The organism is Xylanibacter ruminicola Ga6B6 (assembly GCF_000687715.1).
Classification (GTDB): Bacteria; Bacteroidota; Bacteroidia; order Bacteroidales; family Bacteroidaceae; genus Prevotella; species Prevotella ruminicola_B.
This window is the reverse complement of the sequence record NZ_JHXD01000021.1, coordinates 25,967-48,911: the sequence shown is the minus strand read 5'-3', so window position 1 is coordinate 48,911 and position 22,945 is coordinate 25,967. Positions and strand designations below refer to the sequence as shown.

Below are 22,945 nucleotides of genomic sequence, written 5' to 3'. Positions count from 1 at the left end.
TATTACTTATCTTTCTTGCCGAAAACTGAGAAGTGAACATAGCGTTTTGGATGTTGCTTCAGATCAAGCATCAGCGAGTCGGCATGCATCATGGTGCTGTTCAGGTTGTAGTACAGACTGGGGTCGCGCATCAGCAGTCCGAGGGTGCCCTCGCGGCTGTTCAGGGCGGCAGTCATCTGCTCTACATTCTTCAGCGTGGTGTTAACACTGGTCATGGTGGCGGCAAAATCCATGTTGCTGATATCCTTTGTAATCTGGTTGGTGTTTGCCAGCACGCCATCGGCATTCTGCAGCATCTGGGGCATCTGACGGTTCAGCGAGGCTGTGAGCAGGCTGAGATCGTGCGAGGTGCGTGTCAGGTCGGCTGTAATCTGATCGACATTATGCAGCGAGTTGGCGATGGCAGGATCGGCCAACAGGGTGTTGACGCTGGCCAGGATAGAGTCGAGCTTAGGCAGCATCTGCTGTACGGCTGGAATCATATCGGCAGCCTTACCCATAGCGCCTACCTGCTGACTGCCTGTGATGGTATCGCCAGGGGCCACCATACCGTCGGCAGCATTACCCAGCACCAGCAGCACCTTTACATTGCCCATCAGGTCGGTAGCAATCTCGGCACGACTGCCCTTGGGCACACTCAGCTCGGTATCCACATCGATAGCAGCCACAATCTCGCCTGTGTTCTGATAGTCGAACATAATATCCTCGACCACACCCACACGGTAGCCGTTGGCAAAGATAGGACTGGCCACCGACAGGCCGCTTACATCCTTGAACTTCACGTAATATTTGTTGTCGCCAGAAAACAGCGTCATTCCCTTTAAGAAGTGCAAACCAAAATAGAGCACCAACAGGCCGGCAATGGCCACCAGGGCAATCTGAATTTCTTTCGAAAACTTTTTCATATCTTATAGATTAAATTATTTTTTTGACTTAAACTCGCGGATAGCCGCATTCACATCTACACGCTGACCGCCCTTGAAGGCAATGATAAACGCCTCGGGGATGGTGGCAGCCACCTGCTTGCGCAAGCGGTAGATCTCGTTGTAATCGGTTGATGCACCAACGGTGTACTTATACATACCGCCATCGCGATACGAATCAACATCGGTAAGACCCTTAAAGCGGGCATCGCCAGCCTTGAGCTTGCTGGAACTAGAGAGTATCTGCACCTTAAACACAGGGGCATCGTTGGTGGCAGCTGCAGCAGCGGGCTTAGGCTCGGCCTTGACAGGCGCCTGCGACTCTACCACGTGTTTGGGCTCGTTAACCTGGCGCACCTCTACAGGCTCAACCTTGGCCTCGACCACCTGCTCCTGTGGCTCCTCTACCTGTGCATCGGGCAGTGGTGCCAATCGGCGCTCAGGCTCGGGCTCATCAATCTTCTTATAAGGAATGGTGATATTACCACCATGACGCTTACGATAGTTCAGGAAGGCGTTGAACATACCCGTGGCATACAGCGTTTCGGCACGGGCCGAATTCATAAACTCCTCCTCGTCGCGGGTTGAGATAAAGCCCAACTCCAACAGTGCACCAGGCATCGACGAGAGGCGCAGCACAGCCAGATTGTCCTGCTGGGCACCCATATCCTGGCGGCCAGTGGCCTGACACACGTAGCGCTGCATGTACTTGGCCAGCTCTACGCTGTTCTCCATATTCTTATCCTGGATGAACTCGAACATGATATCGCTCTCGGGCGAGTTAGGATCGTAGCCATGATAGGTTTGCTGGTAGTCCTTCTCCATAAAGATAACCGAGTTCTCGCGTTTGGCCACCTCCAGGTTCTGCAGCACACCAGTCTGCTTACCTGTACGCTTGCTGGTACCCAAGGTGTAGGTCTGGAAACCACGTGCCACCCTACCCTTTGGCAAGGCATTGATGTGCACAGAGATAAACAAATCGGCCTTGGCCTGATTAGCTATCTCGGCACGACGGTACAACTCTACAAACTTATCGGTTTTGCGGGTATAAACCACTTTTACATCGGGACAGTTCTGCTCAACCATACGTCCGAAGGCCAGCGCAAACTTCAGCGTGAGGTTCTTCTCCTTAGAGATAGCACCCACGGCACCCGTATCGTGACCACCATGACCGGCATCAATCACCAACGTAAAACCAGTTTTACCAGCTGCCTGGGCCATCATAGCCCCTCCCAGCAGCAACGCACATAATATATATCTTAACCTAATCACGTTCCTAACCAATCTTCAATTTTTTAATTTTTACATTTTTACATTTACCTCGACCCCTGCGCCTTTGCTATCAGCCCCCATCGGCGGATTCTTTTTGGTGATACGCAGATGGATGCTCGACACCAGCGGGAACTGCTCATGGATGGCCTTCACGATGCGACCTGCCACATGTTCGAGCAGCTTTGAGGGGATGTCCATCTGCTGTTTTACTAACTGGAACAGCTCGGCATAGTTCAGCGTGTCGGCCACATCGTCGGTCTCCATAGCCCCCTGGATGGGATACCCCACACGCAAGCTAACCAAAAACTCGCCTCCCACCTGTGTCTCCTGGGGCATCACCCCATGAAAGGCATAAAAGCGAACCTCGTCCAGATATATAAATGTTTCACTATTCACTCTTCACTACTCACTAATCTCTTCTTCCTCCTCATCATGGCAGCCAGGAGCGTACTTCTTCAGTGCGCGCTCAACACCTGTTTTCCAGGTATTGATGCTCTCATCCTTGAGCGAGAGCGAAGCCACCAGCTTGATTACATGCTCGATAGGCATGCGATAACGCAGCACACCCGATATCAGTTTGGCATAGTTCCAGTACTCGGGGTTGAACTTCTCTGAGAGGCCCTCGACGGTGGTTTTATAACCACGACGATTCTCGAACTGGAAATCGTAACGCTTGGTGCCATCGGGGTTAACCTGCTTAATGATTTTACCCGTTGTAACGGTCTTGGGCAGCACAATGCCATCCTCGTCGTCGGCCAAGCCTGTAAATATCTCGTAAGGGTAGCCATTCAGCAAACCTACCAATGCCACCCATTTTTCGCGGTTATTCTGGAAACGTACCACGTCGCACTCCAACACCTCAGGACGCACCTCGGTTACCTCGGGGCGGGTGCCCGACAAGAAGATATCGAATGCCTGATTGGCCAACGTAAGCAGCAATTCGGCATCATCGGCCTTAACCGATTTGAGGCACTGGTTAAGGATGCTGGCCACACGCTCCTCGGACAGAGTAGCATCGCTGTGCTTACCTATGGCTGTGAGTTCGTGAGCAATACGCCCAACGAGTTCACTTCGCAAGTTTTCTTCCATATCAAACTATTTTTGCGTGCAAAGTTAGATAAATTTGCCGAATTATTTGTATTTTTGCAACCAAATAATACAAAAAAGCAGATTTTTATAAGCAAAATTAAGAGATATGAAACATTTATTGACACGACGAACCATCCGCAAATACACCCAGCAGGATGTTAGCGATGAGCTGTTGAACCGTCTGATGAACGAGGCTGCACGCACCCAGACCATGGGAAACCTGCAGCTTTACAGCGTGATTGTTACCCGTTCGGCCGACATGAAAGAAAAGCTGGCACCTGCCCACTTCAACCAGCCGATGGTGAAACAGGCACCTGTGGTACTGACCATCTGTGCCGATTTCAATCGTACCAGTTTCTGGGCCAAGTGCCGCAATGCCGAACCTGGTTACGACAACTTCCTGTCGTTTATCAATGCGGCTACCGATGCCCTTCTCTACACACAGACATTGTGCAACCTGATGGACGAGGAAGGCTTGGGCTACTGCTACCTGGGTACCACCGTGTATCAGCCCCAACAGATTATCGACGTGCTGCAGTTGCCTAAACTGGTGATGCCTGTGGCCACGCTTACTGTGGGTTGGCCCGACGAGGAGCCCGCCCTGAGCGACCGTCTGCCGCTGGAGAGCTTTGTGCATCAGGAAACCTATCAGGACTATATGGGTGCTGATATCGACACCTATTATAATTATAAGGAGAATCTGGAGGAGAACAAGAACTTTGTTAAAATCAACAACAAAGAAACACTTGCCCAGATATTTACGGATATCCGCTACACGCGCAAGGACAACGAGGCGATGTCAAACACTCTTATCCAAACCTTAGAACGCCAAGGTTTCCTGCCTTACACCATACAGCTGCAGAAAATTTAGGCACGGATTACGCGGCTTTTTTATAAAAAAACACGGCTTAGTTTACAATGCTAAAGCCGTGTCTTTAATTTATTAAAGCCGTGTTAATCCGTGCCTAAATATATAGCGCGAGGACTTAATCCGTGTAATCCGCGTAATCCGTGCCTAAAAAAATCACTCGAGCACGATGGGCTTGTACTTTGGTACGAGTGCCTTCATGATGCACCAACCAATGAGGTAGGCTACAGCACAGATACAGAATACTACCATGTAAGCAGCAGGCTTGCCTTCGAAACCGAAGAACTGGAAGGCGGCACCCTGATTAGCTGCCCAGGTAAAGAACTCACCCGAACCCATGTTGATGGCCATCGAGCCGAAACCACCAGTCATAGTACCCAGACCAACGATAGTACCGATGGTGCTCTTGGGGAACATGTCGCCGATGGTTGAGAACAGGTTGGCACTCCATGCCTGATGACCTGCACCCAGAAGACCAATCAGGATAGCTGGCCACCAAGCGCTATAAGCACCAAGAGGCTGAGCCAACAGACCTAATACTGGGAAACAAGCAAATATCAGCATGGCACGCATACGACCCAGATAGGGGTTCATGCCCTTCTTATCAACAAAATAGGTTGGCAGATAACCTCCACCGATAGAGAGAACGGTTACAATGAGGTAGAGCGTAAAGATGAGCGCAATACCCATAGCCGAATCGGAGGTATAGCCGTACTGGTCGCTGAAGTAAGCAGGCGCCCAGAACAGGAAGAACCACCAAACACCATCGGTCATGAGCTTACCTACGAGGAAAGCCCAAGTCTGACGATAGGTAAAGCACTTGAGGAATGGGATAGCCTTCTCCTCCTTCACTTCGCCGCGATCCTTCACCTCTTCAAGGTCGTTGTCCTGCTCAATGTAGTTCAGCTCGGCCTGGTTAACGAACTTGTTGCTACGTGGCTTTTCGTACAGCCACATCCACAAGCCCATCCAAACATAACCCAGCACACCAATGATAACAAAGGCCATCTCCCATCCCCAGGCACGGGCCAACAGGGGGATAGTAGCAGGTGCAGCCAGCGCACCTACCGATGCACCACTATTAAAGATAGAGGTAGAGAAAGCACGGTCCTTCTTGGGGAAGTACTCGGCAGTGGCCTTGATGGCAGCGGGGAAGTTACCAGCCTCGCCCACAGCCAGAATCATACGGCATGAGAGGAACAACCATACTGAGATGGTGGCAATGGCCACAGCGGCATCGCTACCAGCCTGCACCATGCGCAGAGCCTCGATACTGTCGTAACCCTCGATATTCATAGCTACCCATCCGCAGCCAGCGTGCATCACAGCACCTGTGCTCCATACAAAGATGGCGATGAGATAACCCTTCTTTGTACCCATCCAATCGATGAACTTACCTGAGAACAGGTTGGCGATGGCATAGAACAACGAGAACAAACCCGTAATCTTACCATAATCGGCATCGGTCCAATGGAAATCAACAGCGATAAAATCTTTCCAAGTCAAAGAGAGAACCTGACGGTCCATATAGTTTACTGTGGTTGCCAGGAACAGCAGCGCACAGATAACCCAACGGAAGTTGGACATTTTTGTAGTCTGTACTGGTGTCATAATTATCTCAGGTCTTTAACTTCGATGTTATCTTTATCGTTATAGTTCAAGTTCTCGCCAGCCATCCCCCAGATAAAGGTATAGTAATAAGTGGCCGATGCGCAATGGATGCTCCACTCAGGACTCATGATGGCCTGCTCGTTCTTGAGCCATACCACACGGGTTTCCTGGGGCTCGCCCATCACGTGGCTTACCTGCTGACCCTCGGGCAGATTGAAATAGTAATAAGCCTCGATACGGCGACCATGGGTGTGAGGTGGCATGGTGTTCCATACGCTACCCTCCTGCAACTGGGTCAAACCCATCTGCAACTGGCAGGGACCCTCCTCGAGGGCGGTATTTACAATCAGCTGGTTGATGGTACGCTGGTTGCTCTCGGCCTTGGTGCCCAGAGGCTTCTCTTTTGTACCAACAATCACAGCCTTCAGACTCTGTACCTTACCGTTCTTACGACCATCGAGTGTAACCCACTGCGTCTTATAGTGCTGGTGGGCAGTAGCCGAGTTAAGATAGAACTTAGCAGGGTTCTGAGCATCCTTTGAGCGGAAGATAACCTCCTTGTTGCTGTCGATATCGTTACCTTTCTTGTCCTTACCCAGCCAACCACGACCCACATAAAGGGCCTCGCTATAGCCAAGTGGATACTCCTGACCATCGACGATAACCACGCCAGGACCACCAGTATTAATAATGCCCAACTCGCGGTTACGCATAAAATAGTCGGCACGCAGCTGGGGATGAGTCTCCAGCTTCAGATCCTTGTTAACAGGCATTGCGCCTCCGTAGATAAAACGATCGTAGTACGAATAAGTGAGGTTAATCTCATCGGGCGCCATCACCTTCTCCATCACAAAACGGTCGCGCAGGGTCTGCGTGTCGTAATGTTTCACGTCGGCAGGGTGACAAGCCGTCTGGAACGTCATGTTCTGCTGGCCAAAGGCCGTCATCAGATTTCCCATAAGCATCAAAGTAAAAATTGATTTCTTCATTGTTATTAATTATTATTGATTATTCTTTTCATCGGCGATAATGCGCTGGCGGTTGAACCACATCATACCAGCGGTGAAGACAGTAAGCACGCCCAGACCAACCCACTGCAGGTTGTTAACGCACTTGTAGATGGTCCAGCCAAACAGGCTTGATGCAAAGTCGAGCGCGCCAGCCTCGAAGCCCTCAGGAATCTTGGCGGCGTTATCGCCAGTCTGCTCAAACACAGTGTGGGCGGCCTGCGTAAAGGCGGGCGCCATATCGGTTACAAACCACAGGCCAATGGCCAGCGCCACCAAACCTACGATAAACGTCTTAACCACATTACCCTTGGTATAAGGCAGCACCATCACAAACACATAGAACATGCCAGCCAACGAGGCCAGAGGCAGGAACTCATTGCCTGGCAGGATAACAGCCAAGCCCAAGGTTACAGGTATCAACAGCAGCGATACTACCAGCGTGGTGGGATGACCGATAACCAATGCTGGCGACATGCCGATATATACCTTCTTACCATTGAACTTCTTCTTAACCACCTCCTGTGTCTTCTCTGAGATAGGCATCAGACCGTCGATAAACAGCTTGGTGATACGAGGGATGAGCTCCATCACTGCACCCATGGTAACACCCAGGAACAGGATCTTCTTAATATCCAACTGAGCCAGCGCACCAATCAGCGCACCAACGATAACACCCAATACCAGGGGCTCGCCCAGCACACCAAACTTCTTTTTCAATCCCTCGGCATCGATATCCAGCTTTGAGAAACCAGGAATCATATCCAAGCCCTTATTAACGAGCATGGCAAACGGGGTGAAACTCTGCACAAAAGGCTGTGGGATAGAGATGCCCTCCATACCCTCGTAATAGCCCTGGAACTTAGGCGCTGTAAGGTCGGCCATTACCAATGTGTTGATGTAGCATACGATAGCTGCGAAATAGCCCCATGCCAGACTCTGATCCATCACGAAATAGGCTACGGCACCAATAAAGGCAAAGTGCCAGTAGTTCCATAGGTCGATATTAACGGTGCGGGTGGTTTTGGTGATGAGCATAAGGAAGTTTACACCCAGACAGATGGGGATAATCAATGCGCCTACAGCCGTGTTATAAGCCACAGCAGCTGCTGCCGGCCAACCCATATCGAACACGCCGAGCTGGAGGTTGTACAAACGCGAAATCTCAGAAAGCGGATCGCCAAAATTGTTAGTCAGCAGGGCCGTTACAATGCCCAGACCAACAAATCCTACACCTACGTAAAGTCCTGATTTTAAAGACTTTCCGAATTTTAATCCAATACAAAGTCCAATAATAGTAAACAGTATGGGCATCATGACCGATGCACCAAGACTGATAATGTAACTGAATACTTGTTCCATTGTTTTTAGTCGATTTTTGGTGCAAAGATACACATTTTTGCTGAACAACACGAGAAAGCGAACGTTTTTTTTACTCAAACGTTAACGTAAGTCGTCGTGCAGGTCAACCCATGCCTCTTCGTCGGGTATCACAATCACAAATCGTGAGCCGTTGGTATAGGTGGCATCCAGCTTCAGCTCGCCTCCAATCAGGCGCACCAACTGGCGGCATACTGGCAAGCCCAAGCCCAAACCCTCGGTAAAGATATCACCCTTCTCGAATGTATCGAAAAGATTCTTGCGAACACTCTCGCTAATACCAGGACCAGTATCCTCGACAAAGAACATCACCTTGAGTCCATCGGTCTTTACCGACAGTTTTACATGGCCCTCGGTAGTAAACTTCTTGGCGTTGAACAGCAACTCGTTCAAGGCCTTGGTAAGATAGTCGCGATTGGTTTTAACCGTACGCTTGTCATCCACCTGCACATCGGTAGTCAAATCGATGGTATGCGGCGGGCGCGAGGCGTAGATATCGGCCACTTGCTGTATCAGCTCCTTAATGCAAACACGCTCATGGGTATCCACCTTTACATCCTTACCGGCATTCGAGGCTACAATCAGCATACCCACCATACGACTGATGAGGATGGCGTTGGTTTGCATAGTTTCTGTAATATTGCCGAGCTCCTCCTGAGGGATGCTCTCGTAATCGTCGCGCAGCACCTGGGTAAAGCCGTTGATAATGTTGAGCGGCGTACGTATCTGGTGGGTTATATCCTGCAAGAACTCGTTCTTCTTCTCGTCGGCCTTACGTGCCTGCTCGTTGGCCTCGGCCAAATCCTGGTTCATCCGCTCGGCCTCAAGATTGGTTTGCTTCAGGTCCAGGATGTGACTACTCAGGGCCTGTTGCATCTCAGCAAAATTATTCTGCAGGCGACCTATCACATCCTTACGCCTACTGAAGCTGATGGCCTCGTGGAAGTGGCCGTCGGTAATGTAGCTGATCTGGCGGGTCAGGTCGTTAAGCGGCTGCACCATCATCGACACCACATTGAGGCAGAATACCAGAATGAGCAGCAAACCAAACGTAAGCACAGGTATCAGAATGTAGAGCAGTTTGTTATAGCTCACAAAGATATCGCTCTCGTAACATATCAGCGCCATGCTCCATGGGGCTTTGGTAAGCGACTGATAGAGCACCACACAAGGCTCGCCATTCACCTTTACGTTGAGCATACCTTTCTTACCGGCTATCATCTGGTGACCAAGCGAAATCAGATCCTGCTGGTTAGTGGGATCGGCATCGCTGAAAATAGTACGACTCTTAAGCTTCGTGGTATCGGGATGCACAATATACTGGCCATTGGCACCCAGCAACATGACATACGATTTAGGATACGGCTTATACGACGATATCACCTCCGACAGCCAGTCGATGGCCAAGTCGGTTGAGATGACACTCATCAGACGCTTGTGGCGATCGTACATCGGCACGCAGTACGACACGATCATATCGTTGAAATCGGTCGACTCTACACCCTGCAAATCCTCGGCATAAGCCTCAACCCAGCAGGGTTTGCCTAAGGTGGCGGCTGTGCGATACCAAGGTTTGTCGAAATAGTTGTAAGGCTTCTCAATCTTAGCCACTACCGTATCGGCATTTTCCGGGTTATAGGCATAAACTGAGAAATAGCGGCCACGATCGGGGAAGAAATTGGGCGCCATAGCCACCGAACAACCATCAAAGTTTGGATTCTGCCCTACTACCAATCGGATGTAATTCAGCAGCGAGTCGGGGCGTATGTCGTCGCCCAGATGCCATACGGCAGTACGGGTGGCCACTTCCACCTCGTTCATCAGCTCGTTTACACGCTCGGTACAGTTCTCGAGCTCAAGGTTGGCGCGCTCCATAGCCTGCTGCTTTACCAGCTGGCGCGAATAAAGGAACAAGGTGCCGATGGATAGTGTGAACACCACTACCAGGAACAAGAGGATACCCAAACTGAGTTTGAGCGACAGCTTGCGTTTGATGCGATTCAATAATATACTCATGCCTCTCCCTCCTCTTCTTGTTTTTTAGTTGCTACTTCGAGCAGTTTGCCCAGCAACTGAGTAACAGTAAACGTATGGGCATCAACCTGATTGGCCAACTCTACAATCTGCTCGTGGGTCATCTCCTGATGATGCTGGCGCACCTCGGTTACCAGTCGCGATATCTCGTTAACGGGCTCGTCCATCTGGTCGGTCATGTTCTGCAGGAATATCATCTTCACCCTATCAGCCTCGGTCTTATGCTTCTGAGCCTCGGTAAGCTGCCAGTTCTGCTCAACCAGCATCAGATTCTTGTGGTCGATCTCGTCGAGATGCTGCCTGATGGATTGCTGCATGGTAATAAAGCTGTTGGTCAGAACACCCACCTCGTCCTGGCGGTTACTGGTCTTGATAGGCACATCGTAATGACCGTTCTTAATCAATCGGGCCGACTTCTCGAGAGCGCGCAACGGGTGCAGCTCGCGATGGATAAACACCGAACAGAACACCACGATAGCTACCAATGCCAGCAGCACTACTGCAAACATCAGCGGAATCATCGTGTTGTAGTTACCCATAATCTCGTCCTCGGGGCATGCCACCGTAATCTCCCATTTAGTATCCTCGAAAGGCTTATAAGCTAAAACACGGGGCGTACCGTTCAGGCTGAGCTGCTCTGTACCACTCAAGCCGTTCATCATCCTATAGGCTGTTAAGCTATACTTCTCCTCAGGATACATCTCCATCAGCTTAAACATGGCGCGTGGGCGCAGCAACGAGGTATCGGGGTGGATGACAAAAGCTCCCGAATGGGTCATGAGCGAACCTGTTACATTAGGTAACGGACGCTGCTCGTGAACGATTTTCGTCAACCAATAGATAGAGATATCTACACCATACACACCTACTACCTTACCATCCTTGTGTATAGGCATGGCGTAGGTGATAATAGGCTCATCGTCGGTTCGGTAATCCTCGCGGGGCTCTGTCCACATATTCTTATCGCGGGTCATAGGCTCCTCGTACCACTGCTGGTGCAGATACGAGTCGTGGGCAAACTGCTCGCTTCTGACTATCTTCCCTTTCTTGCGATGATAGTAAATCATATAATCCTTTTCGCCACGATCGGGGAAGGTGCCAGGCACAAAGGCGGTGGCAATACCTATAATCGTGGGTTCGTTGGCAAGTATCTGCTGGGTGTACTTACCAATCTCGAGCGTGTCGTTCAGATTCTGCTCTACCCACCAATGCGTCTGACGGGTTATCACCTCAATCTCGTGCAACTTCTGCCCCACCACAATCTCAAACTTATCAAGTATATCCTCGGCCTTACCCAGCGATTCGTCGTGAACCGCCTGGCGGGCATAATAGAACATCAAGGAGAAAGTGGCGGCAAACAATATTGACACGAACAAAACTACCCACAAACTGAGCTTTGCAGATAGTGATTTTATGATGGTATATAGAATGTTCGGTTTCATTGTTCCAAAATTAATAGAAGATTGTTTGGGGACAAAGATACAAAAAAAATTAATACAACCAAACTTTTTGCCATATTTTTAACAAAAAGAGCAGGAGCCCGCATCACTGCGAGCTCCCGACAATGGACTCTATATATGAATGATTGTGCTGGGTAATATCAGCTTACACGCAAACAGAGCATGGTTAAATCGTCGTTAGGATCGGCTCCGTTACGATGGGTATTAACCTCGGTCTGCAAACGGTTTATCATCTGGCGGGCCGATACAAATGGTGTATAGCGCAGAATTTCGAGCAGGCGCTCATCGCCCAACTGCTTCTGCTCCAGATTCTCGGCCTCGTTCAAACCATCCGAGTAAACCAGCAGGGTGCGGCCCTTGATGCTCTCAATCTCCTCGCCAATATACTCTACCTCGGGCCACAAGCCAATAGGTGCGTTAGGCTCGATGGTAAGGAAATCGGCAGCCTTGACGCCACAATCAATGATAGGAGGATTATGACCGGCATTACAGAAACTGAGGTGACCACTATCGAGATCGAGCAGACCAATAAACAGGGTTACGAACATACCGTTGATGTTATCGTCGCCCGACAGCTCCTTGTTCATGATGTTACAAATCTGGGCAGGCTGCAGGTGCTCGTCGGCCAAGGTATGGAACAGACGTGTAACCTGCGCCATGAACAGCGAGGCAGGGATACCCTTACCACTCACGTCGCCAACGGCAAAATACAACTTGTTATGGTCGAACACGTAACCATACAGGTCGCCACCAACCTCCTTGGCAGGCTCCATATAGGCAAACATATCAAGCCCGTGGTGCTTGGGGAACTCGTGAGGCACCATACTCATCTGGATATCGCGCGCAATCCGCAACTCGCTCTCGATACGCTCCTGAGCAGCCTTCACCTCGGCCAAACGGCGACTGTGACGACGATTACGAACGGTATAGCTAGAGAAGAAGCCTACCATCAGCACAATGAAACCCGACAGGCCCCAGGTACGCTGCTTGATAATGTGCTCTTCCTGCTCGATAATCTTCTCCTCTTTCTTCAGCGAGGCATAGATATGACCCAGCTGACTACCCTCGTCGTGCATGTACTTAGTCAGGGTGGTATCAAGGCGCTCGCAAATCATAGCGGCCTGCACGTAAGCCGAGTCGCGCATACCTGCATTCAGGTTGGCTTCGAACTTAGGCAGATAGTACTCGTGAATCCAGTCGAGCGAGATGCTGGGGCTATAAACAGCCAGCGCCTTATCCAGACTCTGGAAGATGATAGCAGCCTCGCGGTAGTGGTGGCTGGCCGAGAGATAGAAGGCGCGATTAAGGCGACCGATAACGGTGTGAGCCATATCGCTCTTCAGGTATTTATTGTAAGCCTCAGCAGCCTCCTCTGGTCTCCCCAAATGCTCGAGCGCAACAGCCTTACATATCTGAGCACCAGCAAGATAGCCCTCCACAAACTGTGTGGTAGTATGAGGCATATCCTTAAACTCGGGCGACTTGTAATACTCATCAACCGACTCCTCGCAACGCTCCACCCAAGGCAGCACACGATCGTACTGACCGCTGGTGGTGTAGGCACGGATGATAATCTCGAACAGCTCGAAATGGCGTGGATACCACTCAGCTAGTCGCAGCACACCATCCTTCATCTCGTTAGAGAGATCGAAGTACTTCTGGAACTGCTTTTCAGCCTCGTCATAGTCGCCTGTCGACACCATACCGTCGCCCACGAAGGTTCCTAAGCGGATATAGCTTTCAAGGGCTATCTGGTCCTGCAGCGCCTCATCGAGCGAGAATCGCTGCATAGCATCGATAGCCGTCAGCATCGAGGTCTCGATATGACCCTGATAGCGCAAAATCATCGTCAGCTCCGAAGCGGCATAAATCTGGAACAAGCGCTCCAACGAGTCCTCAGTACCATCCTTCAGCATCTCACGGAAAATGGGAACGGCCGCGTTAAACTGGTGATGTTTACTACAGAGAGGATAAGCGTGATAGAACTTGCGGCAAAGGTCGGTAATCTGTCCAGCCTCGTACAAGCTATCACCACGTTGTTCCATGCCCTCTACGTTGTAGGGAGCAAGCAATGTGTAAAGAACATCGTCCTGAATCTGATAATCGTGTTGGTTGTCACATGATGTAAAGAATAGCAGAACTCCTGAAAACAATAAGGCCACTGCGGCCATCATACATTTTAATCTCATAACTTTGTGTTTGGTGTTGGTGAATAAAATTCCCTTTTTGGTGTTGGTGTTACTGAAAACAGTCCTTTTTTGTGGCGCAAAGGTAAGCATTATATCTGGCACTCCAAGCGTCTGTTAATTAATTTTAAGGAAACCATTTTTGGGGTTTTGGTTTTATGGATAATAGCTGTATAATAATAAGCCCCACAACACAAGTTGCAGGGCTTAAAATATAGTATTACAGAGGGGGATATCACGCCAAGAAGAACTTGCGGAACTCACTCTCGAAATTAGGCGTCAGGAATCCGCGCCCCATCGCCAGACGTATCTCCTGGATGCTCCAGAACCGACCACCATCAAGCTCAGAGGCTGAAGGGGTAACAGGACCATCGTAAACGGTACGATGTACATATACCAATTCGCGCTCGCGTGCACTCTCAAATACGTACATTCCTACCCGCTCGGGCTTAAAGTCGGTAATACCAAGCTCCTCGCGCACCTCGCGTACCAAGGCCTGCTCAGGGTTCTCGCCATAATCTATATGACCGCCCACGCTGGTATCCCACTTGCCTGGCTGAATATCCTTCCATTCAGGGCGACGCTGCAGATATACCTCACCCTTACTGTTAAACACATGCAGATGCACTACAGGATGCAAAAGACGAGAGCCGCTATGACACTCGCCTCGTGTGGCTGAGCCGATAACGCTGCCGTCATCGGCTACCACAGGGAATAGTTCCTCACTATTATCGCTCATCACCACTTATTATTTGTTGCGATAAAAAACAAATGGTGTGGCGTTGCTAAGATATGAGGTAAGCTTATCGTCCATATAGATGGCACCCTCGATAATCTCCATCGAGAACTCCTTAGTGCTGGTGTTATAGATACCGCTTGAATAGCTATTGGTAGAATAGAAAGCTACCTGTACCTTGTGCTCGCCATCGTTGAGCTTAACAGTATATTTTGGAGCCTTGGGGTTAATGAGCCAGTAGATAGGCGAAATCTTCATAAAACCAATGTAGCAATCGATATCCTGATCGGGGGCTGCCTGAAGGGCAGCACGCAGTTCCTTACCCTGAGTACTTACGCTATCGATATTGTGAGCCAGCAAACGGGCGGGGAAATCGTGGATGGTCATGGTGCTATCGGTAGAGATAGTCCAGCTGATGTCTACTGAATCTACATTGTTCACATCTTTCTGGGTGGGAGCCGAATAATACACCTTACCAAGATGAGTACCACGAACGGCATTCAAACAGGTAGCAATCTCGCCTTGAGTAAGGTTCTTAACCTCACTGCTATCATCACCAATACACGATGTTAAACAAACAGCTGCCATGCAGCATGCAACAGAGAAAATTTTTAATGCTTTCATTTTTTACTAATTGTTTTTGTTTTGTGATTTGAATTGTACACACTCTAAATGCACTACAACCCAAAATCTTGCATCACTAACCGTTAATAATATTTAATTCGTCGTTTTTTTAGGTTTCGACCCTGCAAAGGTATATTGTTTTTGCGAAAAACACGAAACTTTAATCAGAATATCAACAAAAAAATGTATTTTTGCACCATGATATTCTATTTTACAGGCACAGGAAACACCAAATGGGTGGCTCAGCAGATAAGCGAGGCCATCGGCGAAGAGCTTTATTACATCCCCGACTTGATGCGCGAGGGACAGTATCAGTTTGAATTAAAGCAGAACGAAAGCATCGGTTTCTGCTTCCCTACTCACGGCTGGCAGCCCCCCAGAATAGTACGAGAGTTTATCAGCAAACTATCTATTTCGAAAAATAACGCTTATTGTTGGGCGCTGACGACCTGTGGCGACAACATGGGCGAAACAATGACGATACTGAACAAGGATTTGGCAGCTATCGGCTTACAGGCCACCACGCAGTTTGCCGTTGTGATGCCTGAAAGCTATGTGTGTCTGCCGTTTATGTACACGGATACGGAGGAGAAGGAGCACGCCAAGATAAACCAGGCGCGAAAGATGCTGCCACATATCATATCAGTTATACGCGAGCGCAAGACGGGTATTGAGGAGTTAGTGAAAGGCGGCACTCCCCGACTTTACTCGTACGTGATTGGTGCTTACTTTAATGCCCGCATGGTAAACGACAAGAAGTTTACGGTTGATGAGGATGTGTGTATTAAATGTGGCAAATGTATAAAAGTATGCCCTGTGGACAATATACAAGGAACACCGCCCGAGTGGATTCACAACGGACGGTGCACCTCTTGTTTAGCCTGTTTTCATTATTGCCCCGTGCATGCCATCAACTTTGGCAAGATTACACGTAAGCGCGGCCAGTACTATTTTAATAAACGCGGGGACCAAAAATCTTAGTGCCCACACGTATCATGGTTGAGCCAGTCTGCAGGGCGATGGGATAATCATCGCTCATACCCCACGAACGCTCACAAAACGCTTCGTCGTTAGCAAAATACTGAGCTTTCACCTCGTCGAAGAAATCGCGGGCAGTCTGCATCTCGCGACGAATCTGCGCTTCGTCATCCACAAACGATGCCATCATCATCAAGCCACAAATCTGCACATGCTGCATCTCGCGCCACTCGCCTGCTGCCAACAGTTCGCGGCAGGCATCGAGCGTAAGTCCGTACTTGGTAGCCTCCTCGGCAATATGCAGCTCGAGCAGCACCTTGATACGGCGGCCACACTTTTCGGCCTGTTTGTTAATCTCGCGCAAAAGTTTGAGCGAGTCAACAGCCTCGATCATCGTTACATAAGGTGCGATATACTTTACCTTGTTGGTCTGCAAATGGCCGATAAAGTGCCACTCGATATCCAGAGGCAACGTCTGGTGCTTCTGGCGCAACTCCTGTTCGTGACTTTCGCCAAACACACGCTGACCCTCCTCGTAGGCAGCCTCGATATACTCGTTAGGGTGATATTTAGAGATAGCCACAAGGCGAACACCTTGTGGCAATGTATCGAGCACCTCGTGCAGATGGAATTTAACGTCGTAATCCATCATCGTATCGTTTGTGTTTTTTACTGCTGCTCGTATTCGGGCTTATCATTCTTTTTGCCGTACTCGTAAACGTCCATCAACGTTGTCTCGGCTACCGACGAAACTACATAGTCGATCATGGTACCGCCCATCACCTCGTCGATATTCTTCATGGCACCGTTCATTGAACCAGCCTGAACCAGGTAGTTAACGGTTGAACGCTTCTCCTTCTCAGTCTTCTCGTCGATAGTGATGAACTGGAGCTTGGCCTTGTACCACTTATCGGCAATGTTATCATCGGTAAAGAATACCTCTTTGTAAGCTGCTTTCTTTATATCGGCCACCTCGAACTCGCCGCTGATATACGACGACATCTCCTCGGTGATGCGGGTCTCGGCCTCGCTGAAACTCAGGGCGTCGACTACATAATTTTCGTTTACTTTCTTCTGCAAGCCGTCCTCGGTTACCTTTTCATAACGGATCTTGCATTCAAACCACATTGCTGTTCTACTTCTCATTTGTTTTCTGTTTTATTCTTTTTAATTCCCATATAATCTTTGTCCAGCGCCTCCATTTTCTTGGTGGTAAGCTGGTCGATAATCTCACTGGCAATACGCTGCGAGCGCTCGTTACCCAGGTTGCTGCTTTTGGCAAGCTCCTGCTCGGCCTTGGCCAACTCCTCGGTCATACTACGGCTGCGCGCCAAAAAATCCTTTTCCGAAAGGTTCATCTGCTTGTTGTTATAAACCTTCGAGAGGATACGGTCGGCCTCTTTGGTAAACTGTTTGCGGAATATCTGCTCGGCCTTGGCCTGATACTCTTTCATCTCCTTCTCGTCGATAGAGAGCGAATCCTTCATACGCATCTGCTTGGCCACAATATTGGCGATGGTAGCCGAATCGGCATCGGCACCCAAGCCGTATAGCAGGTTCTCCTCGTCGAGCATATCATCGGGGATAGGCTCCTCAACAGCCTTCACGTATTCTACCTCCTCGGGCTGGGGCAACATATAGAAATAGCTACCCACAATGGCCAGCGCTATAGCAACTGCAGCCAACCCTACCATAGCTGTGCGACGCATCTGCTTACGACTGATGAGCGCATGGTAGAAATCGTGAACCGTCTGGTAACGGCGGTCGGGATCTTCGGCTGTGGCCTTGGCGATAATCTGGCGCCACTCAAATGGCAGACCAGCTGAATGAAACAGCCACACCACAAACTTGGCCATCGAGTACACATCGGCACGGGCATCCATCTCGCCACCAGCCAGCACCTCAGGCGCTACATAATCCTCAAGTCCGTCGTACAGTATCTCCTGATCCAATTTAGCATAGAACGAACCATGACAAAGCAGACGGATGGTTGCATCGTTTTTGCGAGCTAACACGTTACAGGGGGCAAAACATACGTGATACACGCCCTGCTCGTTAAGCTGATGGGTAAGTTCTACCAGATCGCGCAACGTGTTGTTGGCAAAATCCTCGCGCGCCACAACAGCTGGATTCTCGTTCAGCAGCTGCTCGAAAGTCACGAAGTTGCCCACCTCAACCGCTATGGCATAAACACCGCCGTCGCCCTCGTTGGGCACAAAGTGCAGCTGGTGCTTATTCTTAACCTTCTCCATATCGGCAGCCTCGGTACGCACACAATTACTAAAGGCGACATGATCGGCCACCTCGTCGTGGAACTCCACGAAGTTAGAGTACTTTCCATCGATCAACCGCTTGTAGAAGTAACCGTAGGGAAGACGGACTTTCGTGGTTTTTCTAACGTCACGCGTTTCTAATAATTCCTCGAAATTCATCGTAAGCTCACAATTTTGCTGCAAAAGTAAACAAATAAATCGAAAAAAAGCACGATTTAAAAATATTTTAGTAACTTTGCACCGCAAATTGTAAATTGTAAAATTGTAAAATTGTAAATTAAGAGATGCCTGAGATATCAGTTCGCGGACTTGAGATGCCCGAGTCGCCTATCAGAAAACTCGCCCCTCTCGCTGTAGCCGCTAAGAAAAGAGGTACCAAGGTGTACCATCTGAACATCGGTCAGCCTGACCTGCCAACACCGCAAGTAGGACTCGATGCCCTGAAGCAGATAGATCGCAGTATCCTGGAGTATTCACCCTCGCAGGGTTATCAGAGCTATCGCGAAAAGTTGGTAGACTATTATGCTAAGTACAATATTAACGTAACAGCTGATGATATCATCATTACCAGTGGTGGTAGCGAGGCGGTGCTGTTTGCATTCCTGAGCTGCCTGAATCCTGGCGATGAGATTATCGTACCAGAGCCTGCTTACGCCAATTATATGGCCTTTGCCATCTCGGCAGGAGCCAAAATCCGCACCATTGCCACTACCATCGAGGAGGGTTTCTCACTCCCCAAGGTAGAGAAATTCGAGGAGTTGATTAATGAGCGTACACGCGCCATTATGATATGTAACCCCAATAACCCAACGGGTTACCTGTACACACGACGCGAAATGAACCAGATTCGCGACCTGGTGAAGAAGTACGACCTGTATCTCTTCTCCGACGAGGTTTATCGTGAGTACATCTACACAGGCTCGCCTTATATTTCGGCTTGCCACCTGGAAGGAATTGAGCAGAATGTAATCCTGATCGACTCAGTATCTAAGCGTTACTCAGAGTGTGGTATCCGTATTGGCGCCCTGATTACCAAGAACGCCGAGGTACGTAAGGCCGTGATGAAGTTCTGTCAGGCTCGTCTCTCTCCCCCACTCATCGGACAGATTGTGGCCGAGGCTTCGCTGGATGCACCCGAGGAGTACTATCGCGATGTGTACGACGAGTATGTTGAGCGCCGTAAGTGCCTGATCGACGGACTGAACCGCATTCCTGGTGTTTACTCACCTATCCCCATGGGTGCTTTCTACACCGTAGCCAAGCTGCCCGTAGATGATGCCGAGAAGTTCTGCCGTTGGTGCCTGTCGGAGTTCGAATACGAGGGCGAGACAGTGATGATGGCCCCAGCAGCCGGATTCTATACCACCCCAGGTGCAGGTATCAATCAGGTACGTATTGCCTACGTATTACAGAAGAAAGACCTTGAGCGCGCACTTATCGTACTGCGCAAGGCACTCGAAGCCTACCCAGGACGAGTAGATGAAGAGTAATTGATAATTGATAATTAACAGTTGAATTTTCCTCTATACATAGCCAAAAGAATATATAGCGATCAGGGCGACAAACGAAAAGTGAGTCGCCCGGCTATTCGTATAGCCACCATCGGCGTGGCTATTGGCCTGGCTGTGATGATAGTAACGGTAAGCGTGGTACTAGGTTTTAAGCACACCATCCGCGACAAGGTAGTGGGTTTTGGCAGCCATATCCAGGTACACAACATCATGAACTACAACGGTTCTGATCCGCACCCCATCTGCGCCAACGATAGCTTAATGAAGGTTGTTAGCAAGCTGTCAGGTGTGGCAAAAGCCGAACGCTTCAGCATGACACAGGGCATTCTGAAAACCGACGAAGATTTCTTAGGAATAGCCATCAAAGGCATCGCCGAAGAATACGATACCACCTTTCTGAGTCAGCACCTTATAGCAGGAAACGTCACTTCATTCAGCGATAAAACAAGCAAGTATAAACTACTGGTTTCCAAGATGATAGCCGACAAGATGCGTCTCAAGGTTGGCGACAAGGTTTTTGGCTATTTCATCGATAATCAGGATGTCCGCACTCGTAAGTTCACCATCAGTGGCATCTACCAGACCAACATGACACGCTTCGACGAGACGCTGTGTTTTACCGACCTGCATACCGCCAACAAGCTGAACGGTTGGACTGATAATCAGGTTACAGGTATTGAAGTGCTGGTGAAGGATTTCGAGAAGGTAAACGATACTGCCAACCAGTTTATCGACAATATTAACCGTACCAGCGACGAACAAGGCAACTCACTCACATCCGAAACCATTTACGAGTTGTACCCACAAGTATTCTCGTGGTTGGAACTGCTCGATATCAACGTATGGATCATCTTGGCACTGATGGTTTGCGTAGCAGGCTTTACCATGATTAGTGGTTTGCTCATCATCATCCTGGAACGCACACAGATGATTGGTATCCTGAAGGCCCTAGGCGCCCGCAACAATACCGTTCGCCACACATTCCTGTGGTTCTCGGTATTCATCATCGGTCAGGGATTGTTCTGGGGTAACATCGTGGGTATCGGCATCGTACTGCTCCAAAAATACACAGGTTTTATCACTCTCGACGCACAAACCTACTATGTGAGCGAAGCACCAATGGAGTTGAATCTGCCATTGATAGCACTCATCAACATAGCCACCTTATTTATCTGTGTGTTTGTTCTGATAGCACCAAGTTACCTGATTTCGCATATTCATCCTGCGAAATCAATGAGATACGAGTAAATTTTTAAAAAATTGCACAAAAACATTTGGTAGTGTGCAAAAAATGAATTACCTTTGCACAAAATTTCAAAAATTGTGCAGTTTTAATGAAAGAATTTAGCAGTTTTAATGCTTTAATCCAGAAAGCGATTGTAGACAACTGGAATCAAGATGCCCTTACTGATTATCAGGGCATTACGCTTCAGTATCACGACGTTGCACGCAAAATTGAAAAACTCCACATATTATTCGAGAATAGCGGTGTAGTAAAGGGCGACAAGATTGCCATTTGCGGTCGTAACTCTGCCCATTGGGCTGTTGCGTTCTTAGCCACACTCACCTATGGTGCTGTTGCCGTACCCATCCTGCATGAGTTTAACGGCGAGCAGATTCAGAATATAGTGAACCACTCAGGCGCTCGCCTGCTGTTTGTAGGCGATTTTGCGGTTAAGACTATCGACGCTGAAGCCATGCCAGCTTTGGAGGCCATCTTTAACTTGCCCGATTTCTCGCTTCACGTATCGCGATCTGAGAAGATCACATACGCACGCGAACATCTTAACATGATGTTTGGTAGCAAGTTCCCCAAAGCATTCCGTGCCGAACATGTAAAATACCATGAGGATACGGCCGAAGAGTTGTCGATGATTAACTACACCAGCGGTACAACGGGCTTTTCAAAAGGCGTGATGCTGCCCTACCGCGCTATTTGGGGTAACGTAGAGTTTTGTTTGCGAGTGCTTGGCCGCAACGTAAAGGCCGGCGACAACATGCTGAGCATTCTGCCTATGGCACACATGTATGGTATGGCCGTAGAGTTCCTGTTCGGATTCTGCAACGGTTGCCATCTGTTCTTCTTGACTCGCCTGCCGAGTCCAGCCATCATTGCCGAGGCGTTTGCTACCGTAAAGCCTGCATGTATCATTACCGTTCCGCTGATTATCGAGAAGATCATCCGCAAGAAAGTATTCCCAAAGATACAGAACAACCGTATGCGTCTGCTGCTTAACATGCCAGTAGTGAGCAAGAAGGTTAAGAACCGCATCTGTAAAGATGTATATAATGCCTTTGGCGGAAACCTGTACGAGGTGATTGTTGGTGGTGCCCCACTCTCTAAGGAGGTTGAAGAGTTCCTGCTCTCAATCGGATTCCCCATCACCGTGGGTTATGGCACTACCGAGTGCGCCCCACTGATTTCGTTCTCAGACTACCACGACTTTATAGGCGGTTCGGTTGGACAACCTGTCGACCGTATGGAGGTGAAGATTCTGAGTTCCGACCCACAGAACGTGGCTGGCGAGATTGTGACCAAGGGTACCAACATGATGTTAGGTTACTACCTGAACGAAGAGGCCACACGCGAGGCTATCGACGAAGAGGGCTGGTATCATACAGGCGACTTAGGCACCATGCTGCCAAGCGGACACATATTTATTCGTGGCCGCCTGAAAAACATGCTGCTGGGCGCCAACGGACAAAACGTATATCCAGAAGAAATTGAAGACAAGCTGAACACGATGGCTATGGTATCGGAAAGCATCGTGATACAGCGTGATGAAAAGCTGGTGGCTTTGGTTCACCCTGACCAGGACGAGGTGGTAAGCTTCAGTCAGGAGGAGTTAGAACACATCATGGAACAGAACCGTCAGGAGCTTAACAATATGCTGCCTGCATACAGCCGTATCTCGGCTATCGAGCTGCATGACGAAGAGTTCGCCAAGACACCAAAGAAGAGTATCAAACGCTATCTATACAAGAATAAGTAA

Annotated in this window: 19 protein-coding genes and 1 pseudogene; 5 read left to right on the top strand and 15 right to left on the bottom strand. The window is 49.3% G+C overall.

Annotation, left to right across the window (positions count from 1 at the left end):
* Positions 1–2: 2 nt before the first annotated feature.
* From T500_RS0111970 to T500_RS0111955, 4 genes and pseudogenes are all read right to left on the bottom strand, one after another.
* On the bottom strand, positions 3–905 hold the full coding sequence (locus tag T500_RS0111970; protein WP_028908309.1) for an MlaD family protein: 903 nt from the start codon (positions 903–905) through the stop codon (positions 3–5).
* A 15-nt stretch (positions 906–920) separates the two neighbouring features.
* The gene (locus T500_RS0111965) at positions 921–2,147 is read right to left on the bottom strand and encodes an N-acetylmuramoyl-L-alanine amidase (protein WP_080694881.1); all 1,227 of its coding nucleotides are present in this window, start codon (positions 2,145–2,147) and stop codon (positions 921–923) included.
* Between the two features lie 78 nt (positions 2,148–2,225).
* The gene (gene folB, locus T500_RS0111960) at positions 2,226–2,591 is read right to left on the bottom strand and encodes a dihydroneopterin aldolase (RefSeq protein WP_028908307.1); all 366 of its coding nucleotides are present in this window, start codon (positions 2,589–2,591) and stop codon (positions 2,226–2,228) included.
* A 51-nt stretch (positions 2,592–2,642) separates the two neighbouring features.
* A pseudogene (locus T500_RS0111955) lies at positions 2,643–3,083 on the bottom strand (ribonucleoside-triphosphate reductase); the annotation flags it as partial.
* A gap of 307 nt (positions 3,084–3,390) precedes the next feature.
* On the opposite strand from T500_RS0111955, the gene T500_RS0111950 reads away from it, so the two are divergent.
* Positions 3,391–4,155, top strand: a complete 765-nt coding sequence (locus T500_RS0111950) for a nitroreductase family protein (protein WP_028908305.1) — start codon at positions 3,391–3,393, stop codon at positions 4,153–4,155.
* Positions 4,156–4,308: 153 nt separating this feature from the next.
* Here T500_RS0111950 and T500_RS0111945 read toward each other — a convergent pair whose 3' ends face one another.
* From T500_RS0111945 to T500_RS0111905, 8 genes are all read right to left on the bottom strand, one after another.
* A complete protein-coding gene (locus T500_RS0111945) occupies positions 4,309–5,763 on the bottom strand; it encodes an MFS transporter (protein WP_013065039.1) in 1,455 nt (484 codons plus the stop codon).
* A 2-nt stretch (positions 5,764–5,765) separates the two neighbouring features.
* Positions 5,766–6,752, bottom strand: coding sequence for a 5-dehydro-4-deoxy-D-glucuronate isomerase (kduI, locus tag T500_RS0111940; RefSeq protein WP_028908304.1), 987 nt, complete (start codon positions 6,750–6,752; stop codon positions 5,766–5,768).
* Between the two features lie 12 nt (positions 6,753–6,764).
* The gene (locus T500_RS0111935; protein WP_028908303.1) at positions 6,765–8,132 is read right to left on the bottom strand and encodes a PTS galactitol transporter subunit IIC; all 1,368 of its coding nucleotides are present in this window, start codon (positions 8,130–8,132) and stop codon (positions 6,765–6,767) included.
* An 81-nt stretch (positions 8,133–8,213) separates the two neighbouring features.
* Positions 8,214–10,166 carry an ATP-binding protein gene (locus tag T500_RS0111930; RefSeq protein WP_028908302.1) on the bottom strand — a complete coding sequence of 651 codons (1,953 nt, stop codon included), beginning with the start codon at positions 10,164–10,166 and terminating at the stop codon, positions 8,214–8,216.
* Positions 10,163–11,626, bottom strand: a complete 1,464-nt coding sequence (locus tag T500_RS0111925; protein WP_080694880.1) for a HAMP domain-containing protein — start codon at positions 11,624–11,626, stop codon at positions 10,163–10,165. Before T500_RS0111925 ends, T500_RS0111930 begins: the two co-directional genes overlap by 4 nt.
* 158 nt (positions 11,627–11,784) lie before the next feature.
* On the bottom strand, positions 11,785–13,833 hold the full coding sequence (locus T500_RS16515) for a PP2C family protein-serine/threonine phosphatase (RefSeq protein ID WP_230580901.1): 2,049 nt from the start codon (positions 13,831–13,833) through the stop codon (positions 11,785–11,787).
* A 232-nt stretch (positions 13,834–14,065) separates the two neighbouring features.
* The gene (locus tag T500_RS0111910; RefSeq protein WP_028908299.1) at positions 14,066–14,572 is read right to left on the bottom strand and encodes an NUDIX hydrolase; all 507 of its coding nucleotides are present in this window, start codon (positions 14,570–14,572) and stop codon (positions 14,066–14,068) included.
* A gap of 6 nt (positions 14,573–14,578) precedes the next feature.
* Positions 14,579–15,190, bottom strand: coding sequence for a DUF4840 domain-containing protein (locus T500_RS0111905; RefSeq protein ID WP_028908298.1), 612 nt, complete (start codon positions 15,188–15,190; stop codon positions 14,579–14,581).
* A gap of 198 nt (positions 15,191–15,388) precedes the next feature.
* Between T500_RS0111905 and T500_RS0111900 the strand changes: the two genes are divergently transcribed.
* A complete protein-coding gene (locus tag T500_RS0111900; RefSeq protein ID WP_028908297.1) occupies positions 15,389–16,171 on the top strand; it encodes an EFR1 family ferrodoxin in 783 nt (260 codons plus the stop codon).
* Here T500_RS0111900 and T500_RS0111895 read toward each other — a convergent pair.
* The 3 genes from T500_RS0111895 to T500_RS0111885 are packed head-to-tail and all read right to left on the bottom strand — an operon-like array spanning position 16,143 to position 18,600.
* Positions 16,143–16,817 (bottom strand): YggS family pyridoxal phosphate-dependent enzyme, encoded by a 675-nt coding sequence (locus tag T500_RS0111895; RefSeq protein ID WP_028908296.1) that lies wholly within the window; start codon positions 16,815–16,817, stop codon positions 16,143–16,145. The two genes, T500_RS0111900 and T500_RS0111895, sit on opposite strands and share 29 nt — an antisense overlap.
* A 20-nt stretch (positions 16,818–16,837) precedes the next feature.
* Positions 16,838–17,314 (bottom strand): DUF4494 domain-containing protein, encoded by a 477-nt coding sequence (locus tag T500_RS0111890; protein WP_028908295.1) that lies wholly within the window; start codon positions 17,312–17,314, stop codon positions 16,838–16,840.
* Positions 17,311–18,600 carry a hypothetical protein gene (locus tag T500_RS0111885; protein WP_028908294.1) on the bottom strand — a complete coding sequence of 430 codons (1,290 nt, stop codon included), beginning with the start codon at positions 18,598–18,600 and terminating at the stop codon, positions 17,311–17,313. The genes T500_RS0111890 and T500_RS0111885 overlap by 4 nt, the downstream gene beginning before the upstream one ends.
* 125 nt (positions 18,601–18,725) lie before the next feature.
* On the opposite strand from T500_RS0111885, the gene T500_RS0111880 reads away from it, so the two are divergent.
* The 3 genes from T500_RS0111880 (at position 18,726) to T500_RS0111870 (ending at position 22,945) form a co-directional block, all read left to right on the top strand.
* Positions 18,726–19,931 (top strand): pyridoxal phosphate-dependent aminotransferase, encoded by a 1,206-nt coding sequence (locus T500_RS0111880; protein WP_028908293.1) that lies wholly within the window; start codon positions 18,726–18,728, stop codon positions 19,929–19,931.
* 21 nt (positions 19,932–19,952) lie between these two features.
* Complete coding sequence (locus tag T500_RS0111875; RefSeq protein WP_028908292.1) at positions 19,953–21,200, top strand: ABC transporter permease; 1,248 nt, start codon at positions 19,953–19,955, stop codon at positions 21,198–21,200.
* 86 nt (positions 21,201–21,286) lie between these two features.
* Entirely contained in the window at positions 21,287–22,945 is a 1,659-nt protein-coding gene (locus T500_RS0111870; RefSeq protein WP_028908291.1) for an AMP-binding protein, read from the top strand.

Excerpts from the sequence above, each read along its gene's own strand:
- T500_RS16515 (WP_230580901.1), bottom strand. The coding sequence starts at position 13,833 with ATGAGATTAAAATGTATGATGGCCGCAGTGGCCTTATTGTTTTCAGGA.
- T500_RS0111945 (WP_013065039.1), bottom strand. The coding sequence starts at position 5,763 with ATGACACCAGTACAGACTACAAAAATGTCCAACTTCCGTTGGGTTATC.
- T500_RS0111965 (WP_080694881.1), bottom strand. The coding sequence starts at position 2,147 with ATGATGGCCCAGGCAGCTGGTAAAACTGGTTTTACGTTGGTGATTGAT.
- T500_RS0111870 (WP_028908291.1), top strand. The coding sequence starts at position 21,287 with ATGAAAGAATTTAGCAGTTTTAATGCTTTAATCCAGAAAGCGATTGTA.
- T500_RS0111935 (WP_028908303.1), bottom strand. The coding sequence starts at position 8,132 with ATGGAACAAGTATTCAGTTACATTATCAGTCTTGGTGCATCGGTCATG.
- T500_RS0111950 (WP_028908305.1), top strand. The coding sequence starts at position 3,391 with ATGAAACATTTATTGACACGACGAACCATCCGCAAATACACCCAGCAG.
- T500_RS0111925 (WP_080694880.1), bottom strand. The coding sequence starts at position 11,626 with ATGAAACCGAACATTCTATATACCATCATAAAATCACTATCTGCAAAG.
- T500_RS0111900 (WP_028908297.1), top strand. The coding sequence starts at position 15,389 with ATGATATTCTATTTTACAGGCACAGGAAACACCAAATGGGTGGCTCAG.
- T500_RS0111890 (WP_028908295.1), bottom strand. The coding sequence starts at position 17,314 with ATGAGAAGTAGAACAGCAATGTGGTTTGAATGCAAGATCCGTTATGAA.
- kduI (WP_028908304.1), bottom strand. The coding sequence starts at position 6,752 with ATGAAGAAATCAATTTTTACTTTGATGCTTATGGGAAATCTGATGACG.
- T500_RS0111970 (WP_028908309.1), bottom strand. The coding sequence starts at position 905 with ATGAAAAAGTTTTCGAAAGAAATTCAGATTGCCCTGGTGGCCATTGCC.
- T500_RS0111895 (WP_028908296.1), bottom strand. The coding sequence starts at position 16,817 with ATGGATTACGACGTTAAATTCCATCTGCACGAGGTGCTCGATACATTG.
- T500_RS0111930 (WP_028908302.1), bottom strand. The coding sequence starts at position 10,166 with ATGAGTATATTATTGAATCGCATCAAACGCAAGCTGTCGCTCAAACTC.
- T500_RS0111905 (WP_028908298.1), bottom strand. The coding sequence starts at position 15,190 with ATGAAAGCATTAAAAATTTTCTCTGTTGCATGCTGCATGGCAGCTGTT.
- T500_RS0111880 (WP_028908293.1), top strand. The coding sequence starts at position 18,726 with ATGCCTGAGATATCAGTTCGCGGACTTGAGATGCCCGAGTCGCCTATC.
- T500_RS0111885 (WP_028908294.1), bottom strand. The coding sequence starts at position 18,600 with ATGAATTTCGAGGAATTATTAGAAACGCGTGACGTTAGAAAAACCACG.